Genomic DNA, 17,954 nt, shown 5'->3' with positions numbered 1-17,954 from the left:
CGGAGCCCGAACACTCGGCCCCTTCAGGGCTCGAGTCCGCGCTGGCTCCCGACACTTGCGACCGCGCCACCGCGACGCAGCTTGCGATCTGTGACCCGCCCACGGCCCTCGAGTCGCCCTCGAGCGCGAAGACCGCCGCGACTCCAGCGCTGTTCGTTCCGGTGTCTGCCGCCCAGGCGCGCGACCCATCTCGAGCGTTCATGTGCGCTTCGGAAGCCGCGCGAGCCGTCGTCGTCGAGGCCGTTGTGCCCCCGGCCGCGCCCATCGCCGATCTGATCCTGGGTCTCGGCGAACTGCAGCTCCGCCCGGGGTGGACCCACGGCAAGTGCGAGTGGGTAGGCACGACACCCCCATGCGCCCTCGTCCAGGTGCCGACGGATCAGGTGCTGAAGATCGAGAGCGCGCCGAAGCGCCTGGAGACCATCGCGCACGTCGGGATCCGCGGGGTGCTCCACACAGGCTGCCCCTTCACGCGGGCGAGCCCCGCGACCTTCGAACCGCCCGACCCCGGATCGCGGCCATGAGCGACCACGCCCCCACGCTCCTGACGATCAATGGCGGCTCGTCGAGCATCAAGTTCGCGCTGTTCCAGATCGGCGCACCGCTGCAGCGCCTGCTCTACGGCCAGATCGCCTGGGACGGTGCAGGTCGGGCGATGCTGAGCTACACGGACCCGGCCAGTGATCCGCCCCAAGGTCAGATCGAAGCTCCCTTCGTCCGCGAGAGCGCGTCGGCGGTCTTGATCGACTGGCTGGAGCAGCAGGCCTCATTCGACTCGGTGCAGGCCGTGGGGCACCGCTTGGTGCACGGCATGTCGCACTGCGAGGCGCAACGGGCAACCGACGATCTGCTGGCGGAGATCCAGCGCGAGGCGCCCGAGGACCCGGAGCACCTGCCCCTCGAACTGAGCCTGCTCCACGAGATCGCGGCGCGGCGACCCGACCTGCCGCAGGTCGTCTGTTTCGACACCGAGTTCCACGCCGAGATGCCCCGCGTCGCGCGCGTCCTCCCGATTCCCCGGCGCTACCAGGCGCTCGGAGTCCAGCGCTACGGCTTCCACGGCCTCTCCTACGCCTACCTCATGCAGGAGCTGCGGCGACTGGGCGACCACGCGGCCACCAGCGGTCGCGTGGTCCTGGCCCACCTCGGCAGCGGCGCGAGCATGGCGGCCGTTCTATCCGGTCGCAGCATCGACACCAGCATGGGGTTCACGCCCGCTTCCGGCCTGCCCGGCGCGACGCGCTCCGGTGACCTGGACCCCGGACTCGTCGCCTACCTCGCGCGGATCGAGGACCGCTCGATCGAGGGCTTCCAACAGCTCGTGCAGCGGGAATCGGGCCTCCTCGGTCTGTCCGAGACGAGCTCCGACATGCGCGAGCTCCTCGAGCTGGAAGCCACCGATCAGCGGGCCGCCGAGGCCGTCGCGAACTTCTGCTACCAGGCCAAGAAGCGCATCGGCTCCCTCACCGCCGCGTTGGGCGGACTCGACACCCTCGTGTTCGCCGGAGGGATCGGCGAGCACGCGCCAGCCGTGCGCGAGCGCGCTTGCCAGGGGCTCGGCTTCCTGGGTCTCGAGCTCGATCCGCAACGCAACGCGGCGAACGCGGCCGTGATCTCGTCGGCTGACAGCCGCGTGACGGTCAGGGTCATCCGCACCGACGAGGAGGCCATGATCGCCCGCGCGGTGACTCGCGTGCTCGACCTCGACTCGCCTCCCGGTCCCCGCCCATGACCAGCAAGACCCTGGGGCCCGACGACCTGCACCGGCTCGACGCCTACTGGCGCGCCGCGAACTACCTCTCGGTGGGCCAGATCTACCTCCACGCCAATCCGCTCCTGCGGCGACCGCTGGAGCTGGGCGACGTGAAGCACATGCTGCTCGGCCATTGGGGCACGACACCTGGCCAGAACTTCATCTACGCCCACCTGAATCGGGTCATCAAGCAGCTCGACCTGGACATGATCTACGTGTCCGGTCCCGGGCACGGTGGCCCGGCCGTGGTGGCCAACACCTATCTGGAGGGCACCTACAGCGAGGTCTATCCGCAGATCAGTCGGGACGAGGCCGGCCTGCAGAGGCTGTTCCAGCAGTTCTCCTTCCCCGGCGGCATCCCCAGCCATGCTTCGCCCGAGTGCCCGGGTTCGATCCACGAGGGGGGTGAGCTCGGCTACTCGCTCAGCCACGCCTTCGGTGCGGTCTTCGACAACCCCGACTTGATCGTCGCCTGCGTCATCGGTGACGGCGAGGCGGAGACCGGGCCCCTGGCCACTGCCTGGCACTCCAACAAGTTCCTCGACCCGGCGACCGACGGCGCGGTGCTGCCGATCCTGCACCTCAACGGCTACAAGATCGCCAACCCGACGATCCTGGCTCGCATACCGCGGGAGGAGCTCGAGCAACTCCTGCGGGGCTACGGTTGGCAACCCCACTTCGTGGTGGGGCACGAGCCGGAGCTGATGCACGAGGCGATGGCCACCGCCCTCGACGCGGTGGCGCGCCAGATCCGAAGCATCCAGCAGGCGGCGCGCGAGGGCGGCAATCGCACCCGTCCGACCTGGCCGATGATCGTCCTCGATTCGCCCAAGGGCTGGACGGGACCGAAGTTCGTCGATGGCCTGCAGATCGAAGGTACTTTTCGCGCACACCAGATCCCGATCAAGGATCTGGCCGGACACCCCGAGCACCTGGGCCTACTGGAAGACTGGCTGCGCAGCTATCGGCCCGAGGAGCTCTTCGACGCCCAGGGCCGCCTGCTGCCGGAGCTAGCCGCGCTTGCGCCCGCGGGTGAGCGACGCATGGGCGCCAACCCCAACGCAAACGGCGGGCTGTTGCTGCGGAACCTCGAGTTCCCGGACTACCGCGACTACGGGATCGAGGTACCGACGCACGGCACCCGGGGCATCGGCGACACGCACGTGCTCGGGCGCTTCCTTCGCGATGTCGCGGCCAAGAACGCCGAGCAGCGCAACTTCCGAGTGTTCGGCCCCGACGAGACGCTCTCCAACGGACTCGAAGCCCTGTTCGAGGTGACGAATCGCCAATGGGACGCGGAGACCGCCGCGAACGACGAGTTCCTCGCGCCCAACGGCCGCGTGGTCGAGATGCTCAGCGAGCACCAGTGCGAGGGCTGGCTCGAAGGCTACTTGCTGACCGGTCGGCACGGCGTCTTCAACTGCTACGAGGCCTTCGTGCACATCGTCGACTCGATGTTCAACCAGCACGCCAAGTGGCTGAAGGTCTGCGCCCAGCTCCCCTGGCGGCGCAGCATCGCCTCGCTCAACTACCTCTTGGCTTCGCACGTCTGGCGCCAAGACCACAACGGCTTCACCCACCAGGACCCGGGCTTCATCGACCACGTCATGAACAAGAAGGCCTCGGTGGTGCGGGTCTACCTGCCACCGGACGCCAACTGCCTGCTCTCGGTGATGGACCACTGCCTGCGCAGTCGGGACTACGTCAACGTCGTGATCGCCGGCAAGCACTCGGCACCCCAGTGGTTGTCGATGGAAGCCGCCGAGGCCCATTGCGCCGCCGGCGCGGGCATCTGGCAATGGGCCAGCAACGACCAGGCCGGGGCTACCGACGTGGTGATGGCCTGCTGCGGCGACGTCCCGACTCTCGAGATCCTGGCGGCCGTGAGCATCCTGCGCGAGCACCTGCCCGAGCTGCGGATTCGAGTGGTCAACGTCGTGGACCTGATGAAGCTGCAGCCCCAGACCGAGCACCCGCACGGCCTCTCCGACGCGGACTTCGACGAGCTGTTCACCGTCGACAAGCCGGTGATCTTCGCCTTCCACGCCTACCCCTGGCTGATCCACCGCCTGACCTACCGCCGCACCAACCACCGCAATATCCACGTCCGGGGCTACAAGGAGGAGGGCACCATCACGACGCCGTTCGACATGCCGGTGTTGAACGATATGGATCGCTTCCACCTGGTGATGGAGACGATCGATCGTCTGCCGGAGAAGAGCGAGGCGGGCGCCGCCCTGCAGCGACGCCTGGCCGACAAGCTGGTCGAGCACCGCCGGTACATCGAGGAGCACGGCCAGGACCTGCCCGAAGTCCGCAACTGGACCTGGAGCGAGCACCCATGACCCCGACGAGCGCGGCGTCTGTGGCAGCACCGAACCTAGGGGCGGTCGTTTCCGTCCGTGGCAGCGTCGTGGACGTTCGCTTCTACGGTGCGCTGCCGCCGATCTACGCGCTGCTCCGGGCCGGCGAGCGGGATCAGATCGTGATCGAGGTGCTCGCCCAGCGCGACGGGTCCCACGTGCGCGGGATCGCCCTGACCCCCACCCAGGGCCTGGCGCGCGGGATGGTCGTCATCGACACGGGCGGCCCGCTCGAGGCGCCGGTCGGCAGGGGCGTGCTGGGCCGCATGCTGGACGTGTTCGGCAATGTCATCGACCGCGGACCGGAGCTGGCCGACGTCACCTGGCGTTCGGTGCATCGGGCGCCACCGGCCCTGGCGACCCGCTCCACCAAATCGCAGATCTTCGAGACCGGCATCAAGTTGATCGACGCCCTGGTCCCGCTCGAGCGGGGCGGCAAGGCTGGCCTCTTCGGGGGCGCCGGCGTCGGCAAGACGGTGCTCCTGACCGAGATGATCCACAACATGGTCGGCCACCACGACGGGGTCAGCCTCTTCTGCGGCATCGGCGAACGCAGTCGCGAGGGTGAGGAGCTCTACCGCGAAATGGACGCCGCCGGCGTGCTGCCGAACATGGTGATGGTCTTCGGGCAGATGAACGAGCCCCCGGGCAGCCGTTTCCGCGTCGGGCACGCCGCGCTCACCATGGCGGAGTACTTCCGGGATGACGAACACCGAGACGTACTGCTGTTGATCGACAACATCTTCCGCTTCATCCAAGCGGGGATGGAGGTCTCGGGACTGATCGGCCAGATGCCCTCGCGGCTGGGCTATCAGCCCACGATGGGTACGGAGTTGGCGGGTCTGGAGGAGCGCATCGCGAACACCGAGAACGGCGCCATCACGTCGATTCAGGCGGTCTACGTGCCCGCTGACGATTTCACCGATCCGGCTGCGGTGCATACCTTCTCGCACCTCTCCGCATCGATCGTGCTGTCGCGCAAACGCGCGAGCGAGGGGCTCTACCCGGCCATCGATCCGTTGCAATCGAATTCCAAGATGGCGACCCCCGGGATCGTCGGCGAGCGGCACTACGACCTCGCACAGCAGATGCGGCGCACCCTGGCGCAGTACGCTGACCTCAAGGACATCATCGCGATGCTCGGCCTGGAGCAGATCTCGGCCGAGGATCGCAAGATCGTCGGTCGCGCTCGCCGGCTGGAGCGCTTCCTGACCCAGCCCTTCTTCACGACGGAGCAGTTCACGGGTCACGAGGGCCGGCTGGTCAGCCTCGAAGACACGCTGGACGGCTGCGAGGCGATCCTACGCGACGAGTACGCCGACTATCCGGAGAGCGCGCTCTACATGATCGGGCCGATCTCGGAAGCGGTGAAGCCGCCGACCGACGGCGCCGGCGATTCGCCGGGTGCCGGCGTCGACGGCGATGAATCAAACACCGATGCGTCGACTGCGACCCATTTGGAGACAGCACAAGCCCCCGTCGACGCTCCCGCCCCCGAGCCGCAGCAGGAGCTGTCCCGTGCCGCAACCGCTGATGCATCTTGAGCTCCTGCTGCCCTTCGGCATCTTCGCCGAGGAGACCGCCGTCATGCGGATCGTGGCCGAGACCGATGCGGGCTCCTTCGGGTTGCTCCCGCGACGCCTCGACTGCGTCGCCGCGCTGGTCCCGGGAATCCTGACCTACGAGACCGAAGCGGGCGGCGAGGTCTTCGTGGCCGTGGACGAGGGCGTCCTGGTCAAAGCCGGGCTGAACGTCTCCGTCTCCGTGCGCCGGGCAGTGGTCGACGCCGACCTCGCTCGGTTGCACGAGGTTGTCGCCAAGGAGTTCCTGACCGTCGACCGACGCGAACGCGAGGTCCGCGCCACGATGGCCCGGCTGGAGTCCGGCTTCCTTCACCGTTTCGGGGCGTTTCGCCATGAATGACGAGAAGCGCGACAAGCCCAGGCAGCTCCCGACCCTCGCCGAGCAGGTCGGGTCCAAGGCCCGCCTCAAGTTGAAGGCCCGGCAGGACCCGTCTCACGTCTGGTTCGGGCTGGGCATGATGGGCCTGGTCGGATGGTCGGTTGTCGTCCCGACCCTGGCCGGCGCGGCGTTCGGCATCTGGCTCGATCGGAGCCAACCGGGTGCCTTCTCATGGACCCTGTCCATGCTGCTCGCCGGTCTGATGATCGGCTGCCTGAATGCGTGGTACTGGGTCGCGAAAGAGGACCGGGCCATGGCGGAACAGCGCGGTGACCGCGATGCATGACGTCGCCGGGATCGCACTGGCCTGTGCGTCGGGCGGAGCCCTCGGCGCGGGTTTCTTCGCCGGGCTCTATTGGACGATCCAGCGCGGCCTCTCCAGCACACACCCGGCGCTCTGGTTCCTCGGCAGCCTGATCGTGCGCACGGCGCTCTTGCTCCTGGGCTTCTACTTCGTCGCGGGCGGACACTGGCAGCGCCTGCTGGCCTGCATGGTCGGCTTCCTCATGGCCAGGTTGATCGTGTCCCGATCGGCGCGCGCACTTCCGGAGGCGAGCCTTGCAACTTAGTCCCGATCAGATCGTCTTCTGGCAATACGGCGTCTTCAAGCTCAACGCGACGATCGCCTTCACCTGGGCCCTGATGCTGGTGCTGGCAGTCGGCTCGAGGCTGATCACGCGCCGATTGACCGACGATGTCGGGCCCTCCCGCTGGCAGTCGCTGCTGGAGATCGTCGTCACCGGTATCGAGCAGCAGATCGAGACGGTCGGCCTGAAGGACCCGCGGCGCTACCTCGACTTCCTGGGGACTCTGTTCCTGTTCGTCGCCACCGCGGCTCTCTGCACGATCATCCCCGGCTACGAGTCACCGACGGCTTCGCTCTCCACTACGGTCGCCCTCGCGTTGACCGTCTTCGTTGCCGTGCCGTGGTTCGGTATCCGCGGTCAAGGGCTCGGCGGCTACCTGCGGTCTTACATGGAGCCGACCTTCATCATGCTGCCCTTCAACATCATCAGCGAGGCCTCGCGCACCCTGGCGCTGGCCGTGCGCCTGTTCGGCAACATGATGAGCGGAGCCATGATCCTCGCCATCCTGGTGACGATCACGCCGTTCCTGTTCCCGGTCGTGATGACGGTCCTCGGCCTGCTCACCGGGCTCGTGCAGGCCTACATCTTCGCGATCCTGGCTGCCGTCTACATCGCGGCAGCGACCCGCGCGCGCAAGCCGGACGCGAAGGGGCAATCCGAACCCGAACAACCAATCGCCACAGAGGGACTCGTCCATGGATAGCAGCGCTTACATCGCAATGACGTCGATCGTCATCGCGGGCATCACCACGGGCTTCGGGACCATGGGCCCGGCGCTGGCCGAGGGCCGCGCCGTCGCGACGGCGCTCACGTCGCTCGCCCAGCAGCCCGACGCCTCCGCGACCATCACCCGCACCCTGTTCGTCGGTCTGGCGATGATCGAGTCGACCGCGATCTATTGCTTCGTGGTCTCGATGATCCTGATCTTCGCGAACCCCTTCTGGAACTACTTCGTCGCCCAGGCCGCCGGGAAGTGACCCATGCTGATCGACTGGTTCACCGTCGTCGCCCAGGCCGTCAACTTCGCGCTGCTCGTTTGGTTGATGAAGCGCTTCCTCTACAAACCGATCCTGAACGCGATCGCGAAGCGTGATGCGCGGGTCGCCGCGGTCTTGGCCGATGCCGACACCAAGCGGGACGAGGCCGGCCGCGAGCGAGAGGAGTTCGACCGCAAGAACGCCGAGTTCGACCGGGAGCGTGACGCCCGGTCCGCCAAGGTGCGGGAGGCCGCTTCGGCCGAGGGCGAGCGGTTGCTGGCCGAGGCCCGCGCGAAGGCCGACGCCCTGAGCGTCAGGCGCCAAGCAGCACGGCGCAGCGAGGCACGGAGCCTGCACCAGGCGCTCGCGCGCCAGGCACAGCAAGAGGTCTTCGCGATCGCGCGCAAGGCACTTGCAGACCTCGCGACGACGAGCCTGGAGGAGCGCATCTGTGAAGTCTTCATCGGCCGGCTGCGCGAGCTCGAGGGCGAAGCGAAGGACGAGCTGGCCAAGGCCTTGGCGTCGGACGAGGCCCCTGCGCTCGTTCGATCCGTCGCAGAGCTGTCCTCGGACCAGCGGGCGTCGATTCAGAAGGCGCTCGATGTGACCTTCTCGATGGAGGTGCCCTTGCGCTTCGAGACATCGCCCGACCTCGTGAGCGGGATCGAGTTGAGCGCGAATGGATGCAAGTTGGGTTGGAGCATCGCGGAGTACCTGCGGTCCCTGGCGAAGAGCGTGGGCGACCTCGTAGACGAGGGGCTCGAGTCCGAAGGGTCGGCACTGCCCACGGACGAGTCGGCTCTCGACGGGGTGGCTGTCGATGGTGCTGCCCCGGCCCTACCGACCCCGGCCGCGCAGAAGGCCATCGCCGATGGTTCCTGACGAGCTTCAGTCGGTCCTCGAGCGGACCTTCCAGAACCTGCGGGACGCTCGGGAGCAATTCTCACCCGAGCTCGGGCCACGAGAGATCGGCGTGGTCAGCGCCGTCTCCACCGGCATCGCGAGGGTCTCGGGCCTACCCGGCGCCGGCTTCGAGGAGCTGCTCGAGTTCCCCGGCGGCCTGTTCGGGATCGCCTTCAACGTGGACCCGGACGAGATCGGCGTGGTCCTGCTCGGCGAGCACAATCAGCTGCACACCGGCGACGAGGTCCAGCGCACCGGTCGAGTGATGGACGTCGCAGTGGGCGAGGGCCTGCTGGGGCGAGTCATCGATCCGCTCGGTCGTCCCCTCGACGGACGTGGCGAGGTCACCTCGGACCGACGTCTGCCGATCGAACGGCCGGCGACGCCGATCATGGATCGGGCGCCCGTGGTGACGCCGCTCCAGACGGGCCTGATGGTCGTCGACGCCCTGATCCCGATCGGCCGCGGGCAGCGTGAGTTGATCCTGGGGGATCGCCAGACCGGCAAGACGGCGATCGCCATCGACGCGATCATCAACCAGCGCGACCGTGACGTCGTGTGCGTCTACTGCGCGATCGGGCAGCGCGCCTCGGCCGTTGCCAAGGCGGTGGCCGTGCTGCGTGAGAACAACGCCCTGGCGCACACGGTCGTGATGGTCGCCGAGGGCAACCAGGCCCCCGGCCTGGCCTATATCGCGCCTTACGCAGCGACCAGTATCGCGGAGCACTTCGCGGAAGCTGGCCGCGACGTCTTGATCGTGTACGACGATCTCACCCAGCATGCGCGCGCCTACCGCGAGCTCTCGCTGCTCCTGCGGCGCCCGCCGGGACGGGAGGCCTTCCCGGGCGACATCTTCTACATCCACTCACGCCTGCTGGAGCGCTCCACGCACCTGCGCGAGGAGCTCGGCGGTGGATCGCTCACCGCACTCCCGATCATCGAGACCGAGGCCCAGAACATCTCGGCCTACATTCCGACGAACCTGATCTCGATCACCGACGGCCAGATCTACCTCTCGCCGTCCCTGTTCGAGCTGGGCATCCTGCCGGCGATCGACGTCGGCAAGTCGGTCTCCCGGGTCGGCGGGAAGGCGCAACGTGCGGCCTACCGCGTCGTCGCGGGCGACCTCAAGCTCGCCTACGCCCAGTTCGAAGAGCTCGAGGCCTTCGCGCGTTTCGGCGCCCAGCTGGACGACAGCAGTCGCAAGACCATCGAGCATGGCCGCCGCATCCGCGCCTGCCTGAAGCAGCCCGAGCTCGCTCCCGTCTCCGTCCCGGGCCAGATCACGGTCCTGCTCGCCTTGAGCGCTGGGCTCTTCGACACCGTCCCGCTCGGCCAGATGCCCGCCGCCGAGCGGGCGGTGCGCGAGGCCGCGCAGGGACTCCCGGCCGAGCTGGTCGAGCGCTTCGATGGCGCGGAGAGTCTCGCCGACGACGACCGCGAATCGATCCTGACGCTAGCCGAGCAGGCGCTCACACCGTTCCGGCCCGAGTCCGACTCATGAGCGACAGCATCGAGAGCCTCCGCAAGAAGATCGAGAGTTCCGGTGACCTCCAATCCGTTGTTCGAACCATGAAGGCTCTGGCCGCGTCGAGCATCGGACAGTACGAGCAGTCGGTGGTCGCACTGGCGAACTACTATCGGACGGTGGAGTTGGCCCTCGGTGTGTGCTTCCGACAGCCGGGGACGACGTCCGCTCGCGGCGAGCCTCTGGCGCCCGGCGGCGCCGCGGTGATCGGCGCCGTCGTCTTCGGCTCCGACCAAGGCCTCGTGGGACAGTTCAACGAAGTGGTCGTCGACTTCGCCGCGCAGACCCTCGCCGACCTCCCTGGGCGAACCCGGGTCTGGTGCGTCGGTGAACGCGCCCAGGCCCGCCTCGCGGACGCCGGCATTGCGGCCGAGGAGCACCTTGCGGTCCCCGCATCCGTGCAGGCGATCGTGCCCCTCGTGGGCGCGATCCTGGCCCAAACGGAGCAGCTCCACGACAGCGGCGCCATCGCCGAGCTGCACCTGTTCTACAACCGCCCGACGTCCAAGACCGGCTACGCACCCGTCAGCCAGCGACTCCTGCCACTCGACGAACGATGGCTCCGCGCGCGCACCGCAGTCTCGTGGCCGACCCAGGGGCTGGCGGAAGTCATCGGAGGAGGCGACGTCACCCTCCACGCCCTGTTCCACGAGTTCCTCTTCATCTCCCTCTTCCGCGCCTGCGCCGAGTCCCTGGCCAGCGAGAACGCGAGTCGCCTGGCCGCCATGGAGCGAGCGGACCGCAACATCGACGGGCTCTTGGAGCAGTTCGTCGAGGAGTTCCACCGCCTTCGTCAGGGCGGCATCGATGAAGAACTGTTCGACGTCGTCTCGGGCTTCGAGGCGATGTCGGATTGATGCCCGCGGGGTCGCGGGCGCTCTCCTGGCAGAAGTGCAACGAGCTTGGGAACCCGAGGGCCGCTGCGAGGACTCGGCGGTCATCCCGAGCGCGCAGGCGCGCTGGGATCGCCCGGCTTGCCCTCGTCACTTGCAGGACACTCGACGTCCGCCGGAGGCGCCGACTCTGGACTTCGGGTACGGGATTCGCGTGAAGCAACGTCGGCGCTAGACTCCCCCGCATGGCTGTGGGTCGACGCAAGATTCCAACCCTGCGGAGCGACGTTGTCGAGGGCCGGCTCACATCGGAGTTGGCGCACCACTTCAACGCGCGCTCGAGGAAGCGGGCCAGCGACTACCTTTCGGGAACCGCTGAGAAGTATCTGGACTTCTCGACGGACGGCGCCCGCACCGAGATGGTGGGGACAGACTGGTACGAACTCGGCTTTCGCTGGATCGTAGGGACCGAGGTCTGTGCGATCGGCGGCTTTTGCAGCTGCCCCGCGTTCGAGCGTGCGGGTTCGTGCAAGCACCTCTGGGCCCTGTTGCTCTTGATCGAGTCGCGCCGGCGAGGCCCTGCACTGCCCGACGGCATCGAAGTTCTCTACGAGTCCTTGTCGACCCTTGAAGAGCTCGACGATGACGACTTCGAGTGGTTGGAGTACTTCGGGCTCTCCCAGGAAGAGATCGAGGGCTCCGTCGGTTCACCCGAGACCGATGACGCCGACGGCGAAGGCAGCCGTGGCTCGGCGGCGCCGCGACAGCTCGCCCTGGCTCCGGCCCTGGCGCGGACCTTGATCTCGTACCGCGACCCCTGGACCGCCGCAGGCGCTCAGGAGCACACGATCCGGTACGTGGTCTCGGCCGTTGGAGCCGCGGATGACGAGCTCATCGTCCTTGTCTTCCGACACCGTCGATTGCGGAACGGGGAGTGGGACGGCGGTCGCCCGGCGACGGTGGGCGGGCCGCGGGACCCAGGGTTCGACGACCCGGTCGACGCTCGGATCCACGGCATGTTGACAGGCTCTCGAGGCGACGTCTATCGCTACTGGTCCTCCCCCAAAAGCACTGGACAGTACGCGGTCAGTGTGGAGCTCGCCCTCACCTTGATGCCCGCGTTGGCCCGTACGGGCCGGCTTTGGATCGTGGCTGGCGGGGACGGCAAGGGGAAACGCCTGGGCCCCTACTGCTACGACGAACAGCCCACCTGGCACTTCACGCCGACCCTCGAACCCTTGCCCGACGGGAAGGAGCTGCAGATCGCTGGCAGGCTCGTGCGCGCAGGCGAGGAGTTGGACCTGGGCGCGGTCGAAGCGTTGACGCCCGGTGGCTTCCTCTTCGCCCGCGGCTGCATGGCCCACGTCGAGCCGCTCGCGGCCGTCGAGTTCGCGCGGAGCTTGCGCCAGAAGGGACCGGTGTTGGTTCCGTGGGCTGCGCGCAAGGCAGCGATCGAGTTCCTGGCCCGGGTTCCGGGCTTCGACCCGGAGCGCATCGAAGGGCTGGAGCTCGCGCCGCAGACCCCGCCGATCCCACACCTGTTCGTCGAGCCCGCCCAGCAGCGCTTCGGCCGCACGGCCGATCTCCAATGCGCGATCAGCTTCGACTATGGCGGAGCGCGCGTGGCGGCGACTCACCCGGGGGCGTTCGCCACGGACGGCGCCGGGCGCCTCGTGCCGCGGGACCTCGGGGCCGAGGGCGAGGCCTGCGCCGCCTTCCTGCACGCGGGCGGCCGCCGCTCCGTCGGTGACTACGACGAGCCCGATGGCTGCATCGTCCCTGGCACGAAGCTCCAGCAACTGGTCCTGGCCCTGCTCGGCCAGGGTTGGACCGTCAACGCGCGCGGGCACCAATGGCGCCAGCCCAGCGGGACCCGCGTGTCCGTGACGAGCGGCATCGACTGGTTCGAGCTGGAGGGTGGCGTCGACTTCGGCGATGGCGTCACCGTCAGTCTGCCCGCCCTGCTGGCCGCTGCGCGGGAGGGCGCGCAGACCGTGGAGCTGGGCGACGGTTCGGTGGGCATCCTGCCCGAGCGTTGGCTCGAGAGCTGGGGCCTGCTCGAGTTGGCTGGCGAGACCAAGGGCGACAAGCTGCGCTTCTCGCGGAACCAGGGCTGGCTGCTGGACGCCCTGCTCGCCGAACGCGAGGGCGTTCGCGTCGACGCGGGCTTCGCGCAACTGCGCCGCAAGCTGGCCGGCTTCCGAGGCGTAGCGCCCAAGCGCGAGCCGCGCGGTTTCCGCGGCGAGCTGCGGACCTACCAGCGCGAGGGACTGGGCTGGTTCGCCTTCCTGCGCGAGCTGGGCCTGGGCGGCTGCCTGGCGGACGACATGGGCCTCGGCAAGACGGTCCAGGTCCTGGCGCTGCTCGAAGCACGCCGAGCCGGTCGTCGGCGCAAGGGCGGCGTGGATCGCCCGTCGATGGTGGTCGCGCCGCGCTCGGTGGTCTTCAACTGGATCGCCGAGGCCGAGCGCTTCGCCCCCAAGCTGCGCGTGCTCGACTACACCGGCAAGGACCGTTTCGACCGGGCGGAGGACGCCGACGACGCCGACCTGTGGGTGACGACCTACGGCACCCTGCGCCGGGATGCGGCGGAGCTCGTCGAGCGCGAGTTCGACTACGTCGTACTGGACGAAGCCCAGGCCATCAAGAACCCGCAGAGTCAGTCGGCCAAGGCCGCGCGCCTGCTGCGCGCCGAACAGCGCCTGGCCCTGTCCGGGACTCCGATCGAGAACCACCTGGGCGAACTCTGGTCGATCTTCGAGTTCCTCAACCCGGGGATGCTCGGGCGCTCGCGCGGCTTCAAGCAGTTCACCCGCGGCCAGGGAGCGCGCGGCGCCGAGGCGCCGGACCTCGCGCGGTTGTCGTCGGCCATCGCACCGTTCTTCCTGCGCCGCACCAAGGCCGAAGTGCTCGACGACCTGCCCGAGAAGACGGAGCAGGTCCTGCACTGCGACCTGACCGGCGCCGAGCGCCGCGAGTACGTCAAGCTGCGGGACTACTACCGCGCCGCGCTCACGGACAAGATCGAAGACCTCGGGATCGAGCGAGCGGGCATCCAGGTTCTCGAGGCACTCTTGCGACTGCGCCAGGCGGCCTGCCATCCGGGCTTGATCGACCGAGCTCGCAAGGCGGAGAGCTCGGCCAAGGTCGACCTCCTGATGGAGAACGTCGAGAACGTCCTGGCCGAGGGTCACAAGGCCCTGATCTTCTCGCAGTTCACCAGCCTGCTGTCGATCGTGCGCGATCGGTTGCAAGGCCGGGGGATCGTCTACGAGTACCTGGACGGTCGCACTCGCAAGCGCGAGGAGAAGGTCGCACGCTTCCAGACCGACCCCGATTGCCCCTTGTTCCTGATCAGCATCAAGGCTGGCGGCGCAGGGCTCAACCTGACCGCGGCTGACTACGTGTTCCTGCTCGATCCCTGGTGGAACCCGGCCGTCGAGGCCCAGGCCATCGATCGCGTCCATCGCATCGGCCGCACCAAGCCCGTGATCGCCTACCGCCTGATCGCGCGCGACACGGTCGAGGAGAAAGTCGTCGAGCTGCAGGCCGCCAAGCGCGACCTGGCCGATGCCGTGTTGGGCCAGAATCGCGTCGGCCTGCGCGACCTCACCCGCGAAGACTTGCAACAACTGCTGACCTGAGGCGCGGGGCCCCGAAGGAGCGGCAAGCCGGCTCGCACTCGTGAGCACCGTCGCAGGGCGGGCCCTCGGCCCGTCGCGCGCGGGCGTGCACGTCGCGCGAGCCGAGCCGGCCGGAGACCGACGCGGGAGGAGCCCCTTCGCCCTCGCCGGTTCAGCTGCCCAGGACGACTCGAACTTCGACTTCGCCCTGAGCTTCCAGTTCGGCGACCGACGAGCCGGCAGCCGTGTCGTCGGCGGCCCCCACCACGACCTTCCCTTCCGGCAGACCGGAGACGACGAGGTGGCCGTCGGGCCCGGTCACGAACCCCGAGGGCACCGACGAGAGGCCGTAGAAGGCGGCGTAGAGCTGCAGCTCGAAGTCGCCGATGGCGTCCTTGCGGATACCGATCCGCGCGCCCTCGACCGCTGCGCCGCTCGCGTCGACGACGGTGATCCGCGCCGATGCTCGGCGATAGAGACGGCCCTCGGTCTCGGCGGGCGGGTCCGCCGCTTCGGCCCGGATCGTGGTCGGCATCCAGCGCGGATCGCTGACAGTGGCCTGAACGCTTCCCGGCGCCAGGCCGGCGAAGGTGGCGCGCCCGTCCGCGTCCGTGAGCACGCCACTTTGGAACTCGAGGTCGCCGTTGAGGTTGGCCAGGGACACCGCCACCGAAGCGACGGGGCCATTGGAGTCAACCAGACGAACCACCGCGGTGGCGCCGCCCGCCAGCGCCAACTCGAGCACGCCATCGACCGCACGGGTCGAAGGCACGCCGAGCACCGCTCCACGTCCGGGTGCGTAGGCGTCGAAGACGATCTCGTCGGCGGCCTCGCCTCGATAGGTGAACTGGCCACTCTCCCCCGTCGTCGACCAGGCGCGGCGTTCCTTGCCCTGCCAGGTGTAGGCGACGACCGTGGCTGCGGAGACCGGGTCTCCCGCTCCGTCGACAACCCGGACCACGAAGGTCGCCGGCTCGACTGCGAGGTTGACCTGCAGCGCGGGCTCGTCCGCGGTCAAGCTCACGGTCGCCGCGCCGAGCTTGTCGAAGTTGCGGTCGTAGAGGGTCGCCGTCCAGGTGCCGAGGGGCAGCCGAGGGACCGTCACGGTCGTGCCGGGGACGTCGACGTTGAGCCGCTGGGTGCACGCGCCCGGCGTTCCGTCGATCAGGATCCGCGCCCCGTCGAGGTCGGCTGGTTCCGCCGAGAGCGCGAAGTGGATCGTGCCCGGTCCGTCCACCGGCACGTCGATGCGTTCGTCCGAGGTCGCGACCGAGAACCAGATCGTGTGAACCCGATCGTCGTCGATCTCGTGGAACGTGCCCTCGTACTGCCCCCGCGCGAGGCCGGCGGTCGCAATGATGCCGTCGGCCGGGACCCAACCTGCGGGCACTTCGGTCGGGCCGGAAGCTCTGAACGAGGTCGCTTCGAAGTCGATCCCTGTCGTCGAGAGGAGCACGATCGCGCCGCTCACTTCGCGCTCGAGGGCCAACTCGACGGGCTCGCCGCCGGAGCCGCTGTCGACGGGAATGGCCACCGTCGCCGCGCGATAGCCGGGCGCATCGACCCTGAGGTCGAGCGAGCTGCCGGCGGGCCGACGATGCGGGACCTCGAAGCGTCCCGCAGCGTCCGCTGTGACGACGCTGTCGTCGGCGCTGAACTCCTCTCCGCCCAACCAGGCCACCGGCGACAGGGTCGCCCCGGGCACGGGCTCGCGGGAGTCGGAATCGACGGCGGTGCCGACCAGGCTTTGCGGCGGCCCGAAGACGAGTTCGACCGAACGTGGCTCGACGCCGTCGCTGGCGGAGACGTCGCTACACGCGCCGTCGACCACGGCCATGACCTTGATCGCGCCCACCGTCGCTCGATCGGTGACGAAGCGCCCTTCGCGATCGAGGTCGACTCCGACTCGAGCCAGCCTCCCCCCCAGTGCCGATCGAATCAACAGGACGGCAAAGTCCGCCTCGCCGTCCAGGCCGAGGACCCGACCCTCCAAGGTGCTGGACTGCCGCAGCTCGATCCGCAACGTCTCACAGGCCCGGTCCGGAAGGCGGATGCCAGCGACCTCGACCGGCGCGAAGCCCTCGGCTTCGACGTGCAGGTCGACCACCCCGACGTCGGGCAGGCAGACCAGGGCGAAGGGGCCCTTGCCATCGTCGTCGAGCCGCCCGTCGACGTTGGCGAGCTGGCGAACGCGACTGCCCTGCTCGACCCAGGACGCGGAGACGACCGCGCCCGTGAGCAGCTCGTCCGTACCCTCCGCGCGCGGGTCGACCCGCAGCCACCAGCCCACGATGCCTGGCATCTCGATCTGAATCGACGCACCGGGCGCGGCCTCCGCGATCGGCGTCGGCCGGGGCTCGAGCGCCTGGCTGTCGATGCGCGCGCGGTAGTCGGCGTCGACCACGAAGGGCACGCGGATCGGCCCGAACCCGCCCTCCGGCCGAAGGATGCCCTCGGCGCAGCGCTCCCATTCGCGACCCCGTCGCCACTCGATCGCTACTGCATCGGTCATCGATCCGGGCGGGCTGAGCTGCTCGTAGTCGGTGACCGTCCCGGCCACCTCGAAGGCGGGGTGCAGCACGAGCCGCGCCGCGCCGCCGGTCGGGAGCTCGGACCAGGAGGAGACCCGGTCAGCCGTGGTCGCGCAGACTCGCAGCGCATCCGGTAGCCCCGCGATCGGCCCGGGACCAGCGGGCAGAACAGCCTCTCCGGCGGGGTCGGTGATCGCCTGGAGCCAGAAGAGCGCCCGCGCGTGGGTCGTCCGCGTGACCTCCAGTGCGGACCCGATGGGCAGGGCGTGGGCTCGGGCGATGACGCCGGCGCCCGCGACGGGAGCGCCGCTCTCGTCGACGACGAGGGCCGTGCCAACCGGCGCGTCCTCGAGCACGACCTTGGGCCCCAGGAGCGAGGCCTCCTGCCCCTCCTTGGCCGCCAGCCCCACCGCCCGCGAACCCGGCCGCGTGACCCAGACCGCCGCTCCGTAGTCACCCTCGGAGAGCAGCGCGAGGTCGGGCTCCATTTCGATCACTCCGTCGGGGCCCGTCGCCGCGAACTGGGAGTCGACGGTCAGGGACTCGACCGAAGCGGGCGTCGGGTACAGCCCGTGGGCCCAATGGGACAGCCGCCAGGCGGTGAAGACGAACCGAGCTCCAGCGAGCGGCGAGCCCTCGTCGTCGACGGCCGACGCGACGTCGTCGCCGCCACTCGCGCCCACCACCTGTCGCGCGCTAGACGACTCCGCGGAGGCTGGACCAACCTTGACCGGCGAGGCTCCAAGACTCGAGGCCGCGGCGCCCTGGCCCGAGCCTTCCGCCGCCATCCCCCCCGCCGTCTCACCGGCCCGATCGAGCCCCTGCGAAGAGACCACCGCCAAGACGACGGCAACCACGATGACCACGACCGGCCAAAGGACACGGCGACTCATC

The 17,954-nt window shown here is 69.0% G+C and carries 14 protein-coding genes; 13 read left to right on the top strand and 1 reads right to left on the bottom strand.

Going from position 1 to position 17,954, the window contains the following annotated elements:
- The first annotated feature begins 200 nt into the window (after positions 1-200).
- The 13 genes from Pla133_RS01610 to Pla133_RS01550 all read left to right on the top strand — a co-directional run bounded on the left by Pla133_RS01610 (position 201) and on the right by Pla133_RS01550 (position 14,550).
- Positions 201-524 carry a hypothetical protein gene (locus tag Pla133_RS01610; protein WP_145061712.1) on the top strand — a complete coding sequence of 108 codons (324 nt, stop codon included), beginning with the start codon at positions 201-203 and terminating at the stop codon, positions 522-524.
- A complete protein-coding gene (locus tag Pla133_RS01605) occupies positions 521-1,732 on the top strand; it encodes an acetate/propionate family kinase (RefSeq protein ID WP_145061710.1) in 1,212 nt (403 codons plus the stop codon). The genes Pla133_RS01610 and Pla133_RS01605 overlap by 4 nt, the downstream gene beginning before the upstream one ends.
- Positions 1,729-4,098, top strand: coding sequence for a phosphoketolase family protein (locus tag Pla133_RS01600; protein ID WP_145061707.1), 2,370 nt, complete (start codon positions 1,729-1,731; stop codon positions 4,096-4,098). Before Pla133_RS01605 ends, Pla133_RS01600 begins: the two co-directional genes overlap by 4 nt.
- Positions 4,095-5,660 (top strand): F0F1 ATP synthase subunit beta, encoded by a 1,566-nt coding sequence (atpD, locus tag Pla133_RS01595; RefSeq protein ID WP_145061705.1) that lies wholly within the window; start codon positions 4,095-4,097, stop codon positions 5,658-5,660. Before Pla133_RS01600 ends, atpD begins: the two co-directional genes overlap by 4 nt.
- On the top strand, positions 5,650-6,039 hold the full coding sequence (locus tag Pla133_RS01590) for a F0F1 ATP synthase subunit epsilon (RefSeq protein ID WP_145061703.1): 390 nt from the start codon (positions 5,650-5,652) through the stop codon (positions 6,037-6,039). The genes atpD and Pla133_RS01590 overlap by 11 nt, the downstream gene beginning before the upstream one ends.
- Positions 6,032-6,364: an AtpZ/AtpI family protein gene (locus Pla133_RS01585; RefSeq protein ID WP_145061701.1), complete on the top strand. Its 333-nt coding sequence runs from the start codon at positions 6,032-6,034 to the stop codon at positions 6,362-6,364. Before Pla133_RS01590 ends, Pla133_RS01585 begins: the two co-directional genes overlap by 8 nt.
- Positions 6,357-6,647 (top strand): ATP synthase subunit I, encoded by a 291-nt coding sequence (locus Pla133_RS01580; protein ID WP_145061699.1) that lies wholly within the window; start codon positions 6,357-6,359, stop codon positions 6,645-6,647. The genes Pla133_RS01585 and Pla133_RS01580 overlap by 8 nt, the downstream gene beginning before the upstream one ends.
- The gene (locus tag Pla133_RS01575) at positions 6,637-7,368 is read left to right on the top strand and encodes a F0F1 ATP synthase subunit A (protein ID WP_145061697.1); all 732 of its coding nucleotides are present in this window, start codon (positions 6,637-6,639) and stop codon (positions 7,366-7,368) included. The genes Pla133_RS01580 and Pla133_RS01575 overlap by 11 nt, the downstream gene beginning before the upstream one ends.
- Positions 7,361-7,642 (top strand): F0F1 ATP synthase subunit C, encoded by a 282-nt coding sequence (locus Pla133_RS01570; RefSeq protein ID WP_145061695.1) that lies wholly within the window; start codon positions 7,361-7,363, stop codon positions 7,640-7,642. The genes Pla133_RS01575 and Pla133_RS01570 overlap by 8 nt, the downstream gene beginning before the upstream one ends.
- A 3-nt stretch (positions 7,643-7,645) precedes the next feature.
- Positions 7,646-8,524 carry a F0F1 ATP synthase subunit delta gene (locus tag Pla133_RS01565; protein WP_145061693.1) on the top strand — a complete coding sequence of 293 codons (879 nt, stop codon included), beginning with the start codon at positions 7,646-7,648 and terminating at the stop codon, positions 8,522-8,524.
- Positions 8,514-10,049 (top strand): alternate F1F0 ATPase, F1 subunit alpha, encoded by a 1,536-nt coding sequence (locus Pla133_RS01560; protein WP_145061691.1) that lies wholly within the window; start codon positions 8,514-8,516, stop codon positions 10,047-10,049. The genes Pla133_RS01565 and Pla133_RS01560 overlap by 11 nt, the downstream gene beginning before the upstream one ends.
- Positions 10,046-10,930: a F0F1 ATP synthase subunit gamma gene (locus Pla133_RS01555; protein ID WP_145061689.1), complete on the top strand. Its 885-nt coding sequence runs from the start codon at positions 10,046-10,048 to the stop codon at positions 10,928-10,930. Before Pla133_RS01560 ends, Pla133_RS01555 begins: the two co-directional genes overlap by 4 nt.
- A gap of 221 nt (positions 10,931-11,151) precedes the next feature.
- On the top strand, positions 11,152-14,550 hold the full coding sequence (locus tag Pla133_RS01550; protein WP_145061687.1) for a DEAD/DEAH box helicase: 3,399 nt from the start codon (positions 11,152-11,154) through the stop codon (positions 14,548-14,550).
- A gap of 151 nt (positions 14,551-14,701) precedes the next feature.
- On the opposite strand, the gene Pla133_RS01545 is transcribed toward Pla133_RS01550, so the two are convergent.
- Complete coding sequence (locus Pla133_RS01545) at positions 14,702-17,953, bottom strand: MSCRAMM family protein (protein ID WP_145061685.1); 3,252 nt, start codon at positions 17,951-17,953, stop codon at positions 14,702-14,704.
- Position 17,954 lies beyond the last annotated feature (1 nt).

Source organism: Engelhardtia mirabilis (assembly GCF_007748095.1).
Classification (GTDB): Bacteria; Planctomycetota; UBA1135; order UBA1135.
Note: the sequence above shows the minus strand (reverse complement) of the source record. Positions and strands in the feature narration are given on the sequence as shown.